This is a genomic window from Mesorhizobium sp., from assembly GCF_041661565.1.
GTDB lineage: Bacteria > Pseudomonadota > Alphaproteobacteria > Rhizobiales > Rhizobiaceae > Mesorhizobium.
The window spans coordinates 1-11,463 of the sequence record NZ_JBAZUD010000151.1; the positions used below are offsets into that span (position 1 = coordinate 1).

The following is an 11,463-nucleotide window of genomic DNA, read 5'->3' on the forward strand; positions in this document are numbered from 1 at the left end:
CCGAAGCCTGGGGTTTTTGGGCCGAACGCGGCGCCACCATCATCCAGACCGACGAGCCGAAAGCGGCAATCGACTGGCTGGCGGCGAACGGCTACCGCGTGCCTTATGCTGATGAGGCGCGGCCGGCGGAACCCGCCAAGACGGCGAGCATCAACTAGGAGGCCGTCGCTGGCGCGACGGCCGAAACCGAACAATGCGAACGCGTGCTTCGGCGCGCGGCCGCTCGACGCCGTCACGCCGCCTTCGCCACGCCGTCCAGTTCATCGAGCAGGTCCGCCGACAGCCGCAGTTCGGCCGCCGCGAGATTTTCCCGCAGATGCCCGACCGAGGACGTACCCGGGATCAGCAGGATATTGGGTGAGCGCTGGAGCAGCCAGGCAAGGGCTACTTGCATGGGCGAGGCGCCGAGGCGGGCCGCCACCGCCGAGAGAGCGGACGATTGCAGCGGGTTGAATCCGCCGAGCGGGAAGAACGGCACATAGGCGATGCCGTCGCGGGCGAGGTCGTCGATCAGGGCGTCGTCATCGCGATGCGCCAGATTGTACTGGTTCTGCACACAGACGATCTCGGTGATCGCGCGTCCTTCCGCGACCTGCGCCGGTGTTACATTGCTCAGGCCGATATGGCGTACGAGGCCCTGCCGCTGCAGGTCGGCCAGAGCGGTGAGTGGTGCCTCGATCGATCCCTCGGCGGGGCCGTGGACGTCGAACATGATCCGCAGGTTGACCACGTCAAGCACCTCGAGCCCGAGGTTGCGCAGATTGTCGTGCACCGCCTTGCTCAGCGCTTCGGCTGAGAAAGCTGGTAGCCACGATCCATCCGCACCCCGCTGTGCGCCGATCTTGGTGACGATGACGAGATCCCGGGGGTAGGGGGCCAACGCCTCGCGAATGAGTCGATTGGTGACATGCGGCCCATAAAAGTCGCTGGTGTCGATATGGTCGACGCCTTGCGCAATCGCCTCGCGCAGCACGGCCAGGGCCGCGTCATGGTCCTTGGGTGGCCCGAACACACCGGGTCCGGCGAGCTGCATCGCGCCGTAGCCAAGACGTTTCACAGTGTGGCTGCCAAGAGTGGATGTGCCTGATTGCTGGATGTTGGACATGATCGATCTCCTTTGAGGAGACAAAGATAGGCGCTGCCCGGCGCATGATAATCTGGTACAATCCACACAGGCTGTGCGGAATTGCGAACAATGATTGATCTCGGTGATCTGAACGCCTTCGTGGCGGTGGCGCGCGCCGGTGGCTTTCGCGATGGAGCGCGTGCGAGCGGAGGCAGCGCCTCAGGCTTGAGCGAGGCGGTGCGTCGCCTCGAGGCGCAACTCGGTATCAGGCTGTTCAACCGCACGACGCGCAGCGTTGTCCCAACCGAGGCTGGTCTCAGCCTGCTCGGGCGGCTCGGTCCAGCGCTGTCGGAGGTGGAAGCGGCCCTCGACGTGGTGAACGGCTTTCGCGACCGGCCGGCGGGCTCGCTGCGCCTCAACGTGCCGGTCAGCGCCGCGCGGCTGATATTGCCCGATATAGTTCCACGCTTTCTCGCCGCCTATCCGGGTATCCGGCTCGAGGTCATCGCAGATGAGGATTTTGTCGATGTGCTGGCAGCCGGATGCGATGCCGGCATCCGCTATGACGAGCGGCTGGAACAGGACATGATCGCGGTGCCGATCGGGCCGCGCGTCCAGCGTTTCGCCACCGCCGCCAGCCCCGCCTATCTCGATCGCCATGGGCGGCCCGAACACCCGAGCGACCTGCTTGGCCACTCCTGCTTGCGCGGCCGGTTTGCCAGCGGCTCGATGCCGGCGTGGGAGTTCGAACGGGACGGCGAGGTCGTCCGTGTCGATCCGCCGGGGCCGCTGATCGTGCGAATCGGCGGGGCGGTCGACCTAGCCGTCGATGCCGCCATCGCTGGCACCGGCATCGTTGGCCTGTTCGAGGCCTGGCTTCGTCCACACTTCGAGAGCGGAGCCCTCGAGCCCGTGCTCGAGCCGTGGTGGCAGAGCTTCTCCGGGCCGTTCCTCTACTATCCCGGCCGGCGCCTCGTGCCCGCCCCGCTGCGGGCGTTCATCGATTTCATCAAATCGGGCAGGTCCTGACACTTGTCAGGCAGCCGCAAACAGAAAAAGGCCGCCCGGAGGCGGCCTTTCGACTGTACTCAAATGCGAAAGTCTTAGCGCTTCGAGAACTGGAAGCTGCGGCGGGCTTTCGCCTTGCCGTACTTCTTGCGCTCGACGACGCGGCTGTCGCGGGTCAGGAAGCCGCCCTTCTTGAGCACGGCGCGCAGCGTCGGCTCATAGTAGGTCAGCGCCTTGGAGATGCCGTGACGCACGGCGCCGGCCTGGCCGGAGAGGCCGCCGCCGACGACGGTCGCGACGATGTCGTACTGGCCGGCGCGGTTGGCCGCGATGATCGGCTGGTTGAGGATCATCTGCAGGACCGGGCGCGCGAAATACTCCGCGAAAACCTTGTCGTTGACGACGATCTTGCCCGAGCCGGGCTTCACCCAGACACGCGCGATGGCGTTCTTGCGCTTGCCGGTGGCATAGGCGCGGCCCGACTTGTCGAGCTTCTGGACGTGGACGGGTGCGGCCGGCTGCGCGTTGGAATTGCCGGTGGCGGCGCCCAGTTCTGCGAGCGAGGAAAGCTCAGCCATCTTATGCGACCTTCTTGTTCTTGGAATTCAGCTTGGCCACGTCGAGAGTCTCGGGCTGCTGGGCGACATGCGGATGCTCGGCGCCTGCATAGACGCGCAGGTTCTTCATCTGGCGACGGCCGAGCGGACCGCGCGGCACCATGCGCTCAACGGCCTTCTCGACGACACGCTCGGGGAAACGGCCCTCGAGCAGTTGGCGCGCGGTGCGCTCCTTGATGCCGCCGGGGTGGCCGGTGTGCCAGTAATAGACCTTGTCGGTGAATTTCTTGCCGGTGAACACCACCTTGTCGGCATTGATGACGATGACGTTGTCGCCGTCGTCGACATGAGGGGTGAAGGTCGGCTTGTGCTTGCCGCGAAGATGATTGGCGATGACAGTGGCCAGACGACCAACGACGAGACCTTCGGCGTCGATCAGGATCCACTTCTTCACCACATCCGCAGGCTTCTGCGAAAAGGTTGTCATGTGTTCTGCTTTCGGTTCGGACCTTCACAGGGAAGGCGTTTCTTGTTGCTTGGATTGGCGGTGAGGCGCTTGCCTGCCGCCAATAATAAAACGGCGGCCTTTGCGGGCCGCTGCTTCATGAGGGCTTATAGGGGAGGGCAGATGTTGCGTCAAGGTGATCGCGCGTGTAGTCGGCAAGAACAACTTAGCAAAATCAATGGCTTGTCGTAAAGGTATTATTTTACCACATCGATTTCCGGTAGACTAAGGGACCACTCAATGCCGTGCTTCGATTTCCCTGCGAGCCGCGCTCGAAAGGAACGCCGATCGCGTTATGCCACGCTCGCGTGCCGCGGCGTCGATCGCCCGCAAAACGCCGCGCTCGAAAGTCACGTTCGCCCTGACGACTGCGCTGTCGTTGTCGATGAGCGGGACCGAAACCAGATAGCCACCTTCGGCAAGCGCATTGCGTATATCGGGAAGGGCGACAATAGCTTCGTGGCTTGACGGCTCTGGAACAGACATATCCTCCGCCCACAACTGCAAGGCTTCGACAGCATTGGGTACGATGTCGTCCGCTGAGTCCGCGGCAGAAAAACAGCCGGGGATGTCGGGAAAGCTTATGCCGAATGCACTGTCGGGATCTTTATTGACCAGTGCGAAATAGTTCTTCATCGCGGACTTCCTACCTGATCCAACCAGCCTGCTTGGCGATGGCGCGTGCTGTACCCGTCGGCAGGTCCTTCTCGGGATGCGGAACAATCAATACGATCTCGCCCTTTCGGAACTTGTGGTGCGAGCCGCGTATGGAAACGAGTTCGAATCCATCATCCTTGAGGCGCTTCACAATTCTGCGGCTGTCTCGTTCCAGCAAAAATCACCTATGCGCATATATATACACATCAAATGAAAATTCAACCGTCAGGTGCGCTTCGGTGGGATCGAATAGGTGCCCGTGGCGTGCGCCACCGTGTGCCCTTCCGGCCCGGCAACGATGTCGATGTCGAACACCATCAGGCTCCTTCCCAGTTTCACAATGCGGCAATGGCCGTCGATTGGTCCGGCCTCGGCCTTGCGGACGAAATTGATGTTGAGGTTGATGGTGACCGAGAGCGCATCCGGCCCGGCATGAGACAACACGCAGACATAGCCGCCGATGTCGGCCAGCGTGAACAGCGAAGGACCGGACACGGTGCCGCCTGGCCGCAGGTGCCGTTCACCGGCATTGAGCCTGACCACACAACCGCCGGGGAAGACGTCGATCGCCTCGTAATATTGGAATTGCTCGTTGAGTTGCGGATAGACAGTGTTCATCAGCGCGTTGACCTGCGCGGCATTCAGCACCGGCTTGAGATTGCCCTGGGCTGGCATGACGAACTCCCTTCACGTGCATCCAGGCCGATCAGGACAAAGGCAGCGCGGCCGTCGATTGTGCCAGCATTCTGATTGCGGGTGTTGGATGAAACGTGATGGCATACTAGATTGCAGTCGTCCAACCAAGATCGGGAATCGCGGAGGAAGCGGCCGTGGCCGAAATCGTTGCCATCAAGCAGGCTGTCGCCGAAGGCCCCGTCACTGTCCGGCTGGACAAGGGCGTGCTGCGCCTGACGCTCGCCAATCCTCCTGCCAACGCCCTGTCGCTTGGGGTGATGGCGGCGCTGACTGCCGAACTCGACCGCGCCAAGGACGACAAGGCCGTTCGTGTCATTGTGCTGTCGGCAGCGGGAAAAGTGTTCTGCGCCGGCCACGATCTCAAGGAACTGACCGCGCGTCGCGCCGACCCCGATCGCGGCAGGGCGTTCTTCGAACAGACGTTCGCCGCTTGTGCCGCGCTGATGCAGGCGATCGTGCGTCATCCCCTGCCTGTCATCGCCGAGGTCGATGGGCTGGCGACCGCCGCCGGCTTGCAACTGGTCGCCAGCTGCGATCTGGCGATCGCCTCGCACGAGGCGACATTCTGCACGCCGGGCGTCAACATCGGCCTGTTCTGTTCGACGCCGATGGTCGCGCTGTCACGCAATGTCTCACGCAAGCAGGCGATGGAGATGCTCTTGACCGGCGAGACCATCGATGCGGTGACAGCCAGGGACTTCGGCCTGGTCAACCGCGTCGTGCCGCGCGAGTACCTGAACCAGATCGTCACCAAATATGCCCAGACGATCGCTTCCAAGTCATCCTCGGTGGTGAAGACCGGCAAGGAGGCCTTTTACGCGCAGGCCGAGATGGGGCTGGCCGACGCCTATGCCCATACCGGCCGCGTCATGGTCGAGAACATGCTGGCGCGCGACGCACAGGAGGGCATCGGCGCCTTCATCGGCAAGCGCAAGCCGGAATGGACGGACGAGTAGCCGTGGAACCGCGCATCTCCATCATTACCATCGCCACAGACGATCTCGACCGTGCGGTACGCTTCTACGAGGCGATGGGCCTGACCCGCCATGCAGGGATCACCGATGGCGTAGCCTTCTTCCAGATGGGCGGCGCCATTCTCGGCCTGTTTCCGCGCCCCAGCGCTGAGGAGGATTCGGGTATCACCTTCGCCAAGGCGCCTTCCGCCGTCTATCTTGCCTACAACACCCGCTCCGACGCCGAAGTCGATGAGGTGCTCGCCATGGCGGAAAAAGCCGGCGGCCGCATCGTCAAGCCGGCAGGCCGTGCCTTCTGGGGAGGCTGGTACGGCTACTTCGCCGATGCCGACGGCCATGTCTGGGAAGTGGCGCACAATCCAGCCTTTCCAATCGCGGAAGACGGCACGATTTCACTGCCCGATTGACCTTCTGCTGAACGCAACCTACCCAGGGCGCCGCATGAACCACGATAGCTATGACAATGCCTACATCGCCGGCGTCCTCAATTCGGTGAAGACCATCGCCATGGTCGGCGCGTCCGCCAACGACGTGCGGCCGAGCTTTTTCGTGCTGAAATACCTGCTGGCCAAGGGGTTCTCGGTGTTCCCGATCAACCCTGGCCAGGCCGGCAAGCAGATCCTCGGCCGGATGACCTATGCACGGCTCGCCGACATTCCGGAGCCGATCGACATGGTCGATGTCTTTCGCGCGGCGGCGGCGGTGCCAGGCATCGTCGACGAGGTATTGGCGCTCGATCCCCTGCCGAATGTCATCTGGATGCAGCTTGGCGTGCGCGACGACGAAGCCGCCGCGCGCGCCGAAGCCGCCGGCATCAAGGTTGTGATGAATCGCTGCCCCAAGATCGAGTACGGCAAACTGTCGGGCGAGATCGGCTGGACCGGCGTCAACTCCGGCGTCCTGTCGTCGAAGAAGCCACTGATGCGCTCGGGGTTCCAGAGCTTCGGTGTGCGCCAGAAATAGGCCGAAGGAATATTATTCCGGGAAGAAGCGGGTTTTCTCCAGCGTTCACCGCGCATCGCCCGCCGAAAGGTATTTTCTTCTTTGCATTCCGGACCGGGCTTCGCCAAGAATGCCCGGCGAATTTTCAGAACTTATCGAGGGAGGTTTCCGTGACCCGTACACCCGGTTTCAATACGCTCGCAGTCCATGCCGGCGCCAAGCCCGACCCGGCCACGGGCGCACGGGCCACGCCGATCTACCAGACGACCTCCTTCGTTTTCGACGACGCCGACCACGCCGCCTCCCTGTTCGGGCTGAAGGCCTTCGGCAACATCTACACCCGCATCATGAACCCGACGCAGGCGGTGCTTGAAGAGCGCGTTGCCGCGCTCGAAGGCGGCACGGCTGCCCTGGCGGTCGCTTCCGGTCATGCCGCGCAGATGCTGGTGTTCCACAATCTGATGCGCCCGGGCGACAATTTCGTTGCCGCCAACAAGCTCTATGGCGGGTCCATCAACCAGTTCGGCCATGCCTTCAAGAATTATGGCTGGGAGGTGCGCTGGGCCGACACCAACGACATCTCGACCTTCGAGAGCCAGATCGACGACAAGACCAAGGCGATCTTCATCGAGAGCCTCGCCAATCCCGGCGGCACTTTCGTCGACATCGAGAAGATCGGCGATATCGCGCGCAAGCATGGCCTGCCGCTGATCGTCGACAACACGCTGGCATCTCCGTACCTGATCCGGCCGATCGAGCACGGCGCCGACATCGTCGTGCATTCGCTGACGAAGTTCATCGGCGGCCATGGCAATTCGATCGGCGGCGCTATCGTCGATGGCGGCACGTTCGACTGGTCGAAGTCGGGCAAGTACCCGATGCTTTCGGAACCGCGCCCCGAATATGGCGGCCTCGTCCTGCACGAGACCTTCGGCAATTTCGCTTTCGCCATCGCCGCGCGCGTGCTCGGGCTGCGCGATCTCGGCCCGGCGATCTCGCCGTTCAACGCCTTCCTCATCCTCACCGGGCTTGAAACCCTGCCGCTGCGCATGCAGCGCCACTGCGACAACGCGGTGACCGTCGCTGCGTGGCTGTCCAACCATCCCAAAGTCGCGTCGGTGAATTACCCCGGCCTGCCGAGTGACAAGAACAACGCTCTGCAGAAGAAGTATTCGCCGCTTGGCGCGGGCGCCGTGTTCACCTTTGGCCTCAAGGGCGGCTACGAGGCCGGCGTCAAGTTCGTCGAGGCATTGGAGCTGTTCTCGCATCTCGCCAATGTCGGCGATACCAAGTCGCTAGTCATTCACCCGGCCTCGACCACGCATCGCCAGCTTTCCGACGAGCAGAAGGTCAAGGCCGGCGCCGGACCGGACACCGTGCGGCTTTCCATCGGCATCGAGGACGTCAACGACATCGTCGCCGACCTCGAACAGGCGCTTGCCAAGGTCTGATCCATGGCCGCTTTCCTGTCTATCGACACCAAGAGCGTCGAACCCGAATCCGGCGCCCCGGCGCCGGATCGCCTGGTCTCGGGCGATCCGAAATTCCGCACCTGGAACGTCGAGGAACGCGACGGCGGTCTCTATGCCGGCATATGGGAAGCGACGCCGGGCAAGTGGCGCATCGTCTATGACGAATGGGAATTCTGCCACATCCTGTCGGGCGTTTCGGTGATCGCGGAAGACGGCGGCGAAGCGCGCACCGTGCGCGCCGGCGACAGCTTCGTGCTGCGCCCCGGCTTCCAGGGCACTTGGGAGGTGCTTGAAACGACAAGCAAGGAATATGTGATCAAGCTCTGACCGTTCACTTCGCCGGGAACTGGCTAAGGCAAGCCTCCGAGGCCTTGTCATGGAAGGTCAGGGCGTCGGCATCGTGGGCCTCGAGATCGGCATCGGAAATCTCGTTGCGATAATATTGCGCCAGCAGGTTGAGCCCCTCCTGGCCAATACCCTGCGTCGGCACTTCGCGGGCAAGGCAGCCGCAAAGGCCGAGCGCCCGGTCCGGCGTGCCGATCCTGTGGTTGGTCAGGATGAAATCCTGCGCCGGGCAGGCATCGAGAAAGGCCTCGAAATTCAGCTTCTGCTGCGGCTGGTCGCCATGATTGAAATAGGCCGCCGGCCATTGGGTCTTGCCGCTGGCCACTGCGCATCCGGTGGCGGCATCCGCGGCGTTCTTCTGCACGGCCTGCCATGCAGCGTCCCTTTCGCCCGTCGGATATTCGAAATTCTCGCCCAGCGACGCACTATAGATGTCCAGCTCGGCCTGCGTGATACCGACCACATGCATCCGGTTGAACTGGCATTGGCAGTCAGCGCTCGCCCCATCCGCGTCGCCCGCGCTGGATTTGCTGGCCTGGCAGGCTGCCATGAACGTGGCGCCATCCAGCGACGAAGCGGGAAAGGTTGAGGCGTCGACATAGCGCGTTCCGTCCCAGCCGATGGTTATCTGGTCGGTCTGGATATCGAGAAAGCCGTTTCGCTTGAAGGCGCCGAGGCCGATCTTGTCCTGCGGCACCAGCCTGGCGCCGGGGATGTCGCCCAGAACCTCGTGATAACTGTCGCCTTCGAGGACGAACAGGAAGTTGCCGCACTGGATGCCATCGCAATTCGGCGCTAGGCGATAGGCGAAGATCTCGGGAAATCCGTCGTGATTGAGGTCGACCTCGACGGCGAAGGATGCCAGCGGCAGGCCCTTCGACCCTGTCTGCCGCTCAAGCAGGGTCGCCGCCATCTTACGCGCGATGGCCATGCTGTTTTCCCACGGGATGTTTTCCGGCTGTTGCTGGGCCGCCGCCGTGCCAGGTAACGAGCAAGCCATTGCCAGGGCGAACAATGCACCCCGTATCGAATATAGTCTCATATCGCAGCCCCAAGGCCCGCGATCGTCAGAAGCCGACGGCGAGCGTTTCCAGCCCATGGAAGTGGTAAGTGTCGCGGAAGCGCGGCTGTTCGGCAAGATGGAGCGTCGGGTGCCGTTCGAACAAGGTTTTCAGCGACACCTGCAACTCGAGCCGGGCGAGCGGCGCACCGATGCAGAAATGGATGCCGGCGCCGAAGGATACGTTCTTCTGGTCTACGCGCTCGGGTCTGAAGGCGAGGGGTTCGGCAAAGGCCAGCGGGTCATGATTGGCCATCCCCAGCAGCAGGCCGACCGTCTCGCCCGGCTGCACGACGATGCCGGGAGCGACTTCGATGGACTGATAGACGTAGCGGGTGAACATGTGCAGCGGCGCGTCGAAGCGCAGGCATTCCTCGACCGTTGCCGCGGTCGCCTCGGGCGAGGCGAAGAAGCGGCGCGGATCGCCGCCTTGCGCCAGGATCGAGCGCACGGCGTTGCCGGTCTGATGCACCGTTGCTTCATGACCGGCGTTGAGCAGCAGGATGGCCGAGGACACCATCTCGTCCTCCGACAGTTTCTGCCCGTCCTCCTGCGCCGAAACCAGCAGCGACAGCAGGTCGTCGGCTGGGGCCTTGCGCCGCTCGCCGATATGGAAGCGCAGGAAATCGGAAAACTCCCCTGTTGCCCGGTTGGCCATATCCTCGGTCTCGCGGGTCCGGCCGTGCATATACATGGCAACCATGCGGTGCGACCAGTCGAGCAACTGAGGCCCCATCTCGACCGGCACGCCGAGCATTTCGGCGATGATGGTGATCGGCAACGGCGCCGCGAAGGCAGGCAACAGGTCCACCGCACCGCCCGGTTCGAAACGGTCGATCAGGTCGTTGGCAAGCTTCTCGACGCGCGGCCGAAGCCGTTCGACCTGGCGCGATACGAAGGCCCGGTTGACCAGCGTTCTCAGCCGCGTATGCACGGGCGGTTCCAGCTCCAGCATGGAATTCGCTTCGATGGCGTCGAACGCTGCCAGATGCGTTCGACCCTCGCCAATGCCGCGAGTGTCCGGGATGCCGGCCGGGTTCTGGCGGCCGAAGCGGCGGTCGCGCAGCAGGCGGTTGACGTCGTCGAAGCCGCCAAGACACCAGAAGCCGAAATCCTCCCAGAAGAAGGCGTTCGATGCCCGGTGCAGAAAGCCATAGGCTTCGGAGGGATTTTGGAAGAAAGCTGGCTCGTGCGGGTCGAGCCGCAGGCGACGGGTGGCTGGATCAAAGGCGAGGTAGGGCAGCATCGATTTGGTCATGCCAGACCCATAGCGCGGCTTGCCAGTCCGCTTCCAGTCCGTATGTTGGCGCCAACTGGCCGACTGTCGGCACCCCATGAGTTGAGCCGGCCGATGCGGCCGCGGAAGGTCTGATCGGATGAATGTGATCGTTGTCGGCGCGGGTATCGCCGGTCTGTCCACCGCGTGGTCGCTGGTCAAGGCGGGGCATAGTGTCTCGGTCGTCGAACAGGGGCCGATCCCCAATCCGCTCGCTGCTTCGGGTGATCATCACCGCATCATCCGCCGCGCCTACCGGGCCGGGACTGGCTATGGAAGGCTGATCACCGAGGCCTATGAAGCCTGGGACGAGATGTGGGCTGATCTCGGCGAGAACCATCTCGATGCGAGGGGTTTTGTCTGCATCTCGCGTGAGCCAGGCGACGAGGCCGAGGATTATCGCGAGGGCCTGGAGCAGGGGAATTTCCCGTTCGACGTGCTGGAGCCCGATGCCGCTGTCGAACGCTGGCCTTTCCTGGAATCCGGGTCGTTCCGCTACGCCTATTTCTCGCCCGAAGGGGGCGTCCTGCATTGCCGCAAGATAGCCGCCAGCCTGGCAGAATGGTTGAGAGCGAATGGCGGCAATGTCTACGAACACAGCAAGGTCGCATCGATCGACCCGGATGCCGGCCACATCGTGCTGGAAAGCGGCGAGACGATGCAGGCCGACCGCATCGTCGTCGCCGCCGGCGCCTGGGTGCTGAAACTGTTTCCGGAACTGGACGGCGAGCTGAAAACCTATCGAACGGCGCTTGCCTATGTCGAACCTCCGGCCGATCTCAAGGCGGCTTGGGAAGCGGCGCCCGTCGTCCTCGATGTCGGCGGCTCTGTCGACGGCTACGTGGTCCCGCCCTCCGGCGGCGCCGGCATGAAATTCGGCTCCGGCCTGCACAAGGTGCCGACCA

Annotated in this window: 15 protein-coding genes and 1 pseudogene; 8 read left to right on the forward strand and 8 right to left on the reverse strand. The window is 63.2% G+C overall.

Annotation, left to right across the window (positions count from 1 at the left end; all coding sequences use genetic code 11):
- Window positions 1–158 (forward strand): annotated as a pseudogene (locus WC739_RS21350) (glycerophosphodiester phosphodiesterase); the annotation flags it as partial.
- Between the two features lie 74 nt (window positions 159–232).
- Here WC739_RS21350 and WC739_RS21355 read toward each other — a convergent pair.
- The gene (locus tag WC739_RS21355) at window positions 233–1,105 is read right to left on the reverse strand and encodes an aldo/keto reductase family oxidoreductase (RefSeq protein WP_372954989.1); all 873 of its coding nucleotides are present in this window, start codon (window positions 1,103–1,105) and stop codon (window positions 233–235) included.
- A 90-nt stretch (window positions 1,106–1,195) separates the two neighbouring features.
- Here WC739_RS21355 and WC739_RS21360 point away from each other — a divergent pair, with 90 nt between their 5' ends.
- Window positions 1,196–2,095: a LysR substrate-binding domain-containing protein gene (locus WC739_RS21360; protein WP_372954990.1), complete on the forward strand. Its 900-nt coding sequence runs from the start codon at window positions 1,196–1,198 to the stop codon at window positions 2,093–2,095.
- Window positions 2,096–2,169: 74 nt separating this feature from the next.
- Here the strand turns inward: WC739_RS21360 and rpsI are convergent, their stop codons facing one another.
- The 5 genes from rpsI to WC739_RS21385 all read right to left on the reverse strand — a co-directional run bounded on the left by rpsI (window position 2,170) and on the right by WC739_RS21385 (window position 4,468).
- A complete protein-coding gene (rpsI, locus tag WC739_RS21365; RefSeq protein WP_372954991.1) occupies window positions 2,170–2,652 on the reverse strand; it encodes a 30S ribosomal protein S9 in 483 nt (160 codons plus the stop codon).
- Between the two features lies 1 nt (window position 2,653).
- The gene (gene rplM, locus WC739_RS21370) at window positions 2,654–3,118 is read right to left on the reverse strand and encodes a 50S ribosomal protein L13 (protein WP_140706841.1); all 465 of its coding nucleotides are present in this window, start codon (window positions 3,116–3,118) and stop codon (window positions 2,654–2,656) included.
- Window positions 3,119–3,373: 255 nt separating this feature from the next.
- Window positions 3,374–3,772: a type II toxin-antitoxin system HicB family antitoxin gene (locus tag WC739_RS21375; RefSeq protein ID WP_372954992.1), complete on the reverse strand. Its 399-nt coding sequence runs from the start codon at window positions 3,770–3,772 to the stop codon at window positions 3,374–3,376.
- 10 nt (window positions 3,773–3,782) lie between these two features.
- Entirely contained in the window at window positions 3,783–3,968 is a 186-nt protein-coding gene (locus WC739_RS21380; RefSeq protein ID WP_372955002.1) for a type II toxin-antitoxin system HicA family toxin, read from the reverse strand.
- Between the two features lie 50 nt (window positions 3,969–4,018).
- Complete coding sequence (locus tag WC739_RS21385) at window positions 4,019–4,468, reverse strand: PaaI family thioesterase (protein WP_372954993.1); 450 nt, start codon at window positions 4,466–4,468, stop codon at window positions 4,019–4,021.
- A gap of 155 nt (window positions 4,469–4,623) precedes the next feature.
- On the opposite strand from WC739_RS21385, the gene WC739_RS21390 reads away from it, so the two are divergent.
- The 5 genes from WC739_RS21390 (at window position 4,624) to WC739_RS21410 (ending at window position 8,204) form a co-directional block, all read left to right on the forward strand.
- Complete coding sequence (locus tag WC739_RS21390) at window positions 4,624–5,445, forward strand: enoyl-CoA hydratase (protein WP_372954994.1); 822 nt, start codon at window positions 4,624–4,626, stop codon at window positions 5,443–5,445.
- A 2-nt stretch (window positions 5,446–5,447) separates the two neighbouring features.
- The gene (locus tag WC739_RS21395) at window positions 5,448–5,870 is read left to right on the forward strand and encodes a VOC family protein (RefSeq protein ID WP_372954995.1); all 423 of its coding nucleotides are present in this window, start codon (window positions 5,448–5,450) and stop codon (window positions 5,868–5,870) included.
- A 34-nt stretch (window positions 5,871–5,904) separates the two neighbouring features.
- Window positions 5,905–6,426: a CoA-binding protein gene (locus WC739_RS21400; RefSeq protein WP_372954996.1), complete on the forward strand. Its 522-nt coding sequence runs from the start codon at window positions 5,905–5,907 to the stop codon at window positions 6,424–6,426.
- Window positions 6,427–6,575: 149 nt separating this feature from the next.
- Window positions 6,576–7,856 carry an O-acetylhomoserine aminocarboxypropyltransferase gene (locus tag WC739_RS21405; RefSeq protein ID WP_372954997.1) on the forward strand — a complete coding sequence of 427 codons (1,281 nt, stop codon included), beginning with the start codon at window positions 6,576–6,578 and terminating at the stop codon, window positions 7,854–7,856.
- A 3-nt stretch (window positions 7,857–7,859) separates the two neighbouring features.
- The gene (locus tag WC739_RS21410; protein ID WP_372954998.1) at window positions 7,860–8,204 is read left to right on the forward strand and encodes a cupin domain-containing protein; all 345 of its coding nucleotides are present in this window, start codon (window positions 7,860–7,862) and stop codon (window positions 8,202–8,204) included.
- 4 nt (window positions 8,205–8,208) lie between these two features.
- Here the strand turns inward: WC739_RS21410 and WC739_RS21415 are convergent, their stop codons facing one another.
- The gene (locus WC739_RS21415) at window positions 8,209–9,153 is read right to left on the reverse strand and encodes a hypothetical protein (RefSeq protein ID WP_372954999.1); all 945 of its coding nucleotides are present in this window, start codon (window positions 9,151–9,153) and stop codon (window positions 8,209–8,211) included.
- A gap of 136 nt (window positions 9,154–9,289) precedes the next feature.
- Window positions 9,290–10,540, reverse strand: coding sequence for a cytochrome P450 (locus tag WC739_RS21420; protein ID WP_372955000.1), 1,251 nt, complete (start codon window positions 10,538–10,540; stop codon window positions 9,290–9,292).
- 118 nt (window positions 10,541–10,658) lie between these two features.
- On the opposite strand from WC739_RS21420, the gene WC739_RS21425 reads away from it, so the two are divergent.
- Window positions 10,659–11,463: NAD(P)/FAD-dependent oxidoreductase (locus WC739_RS21425; RefSeq protein ID WP_372955001.1), on the forward strand; the 805-nt coding region annotated here is incomplete at its 3' end.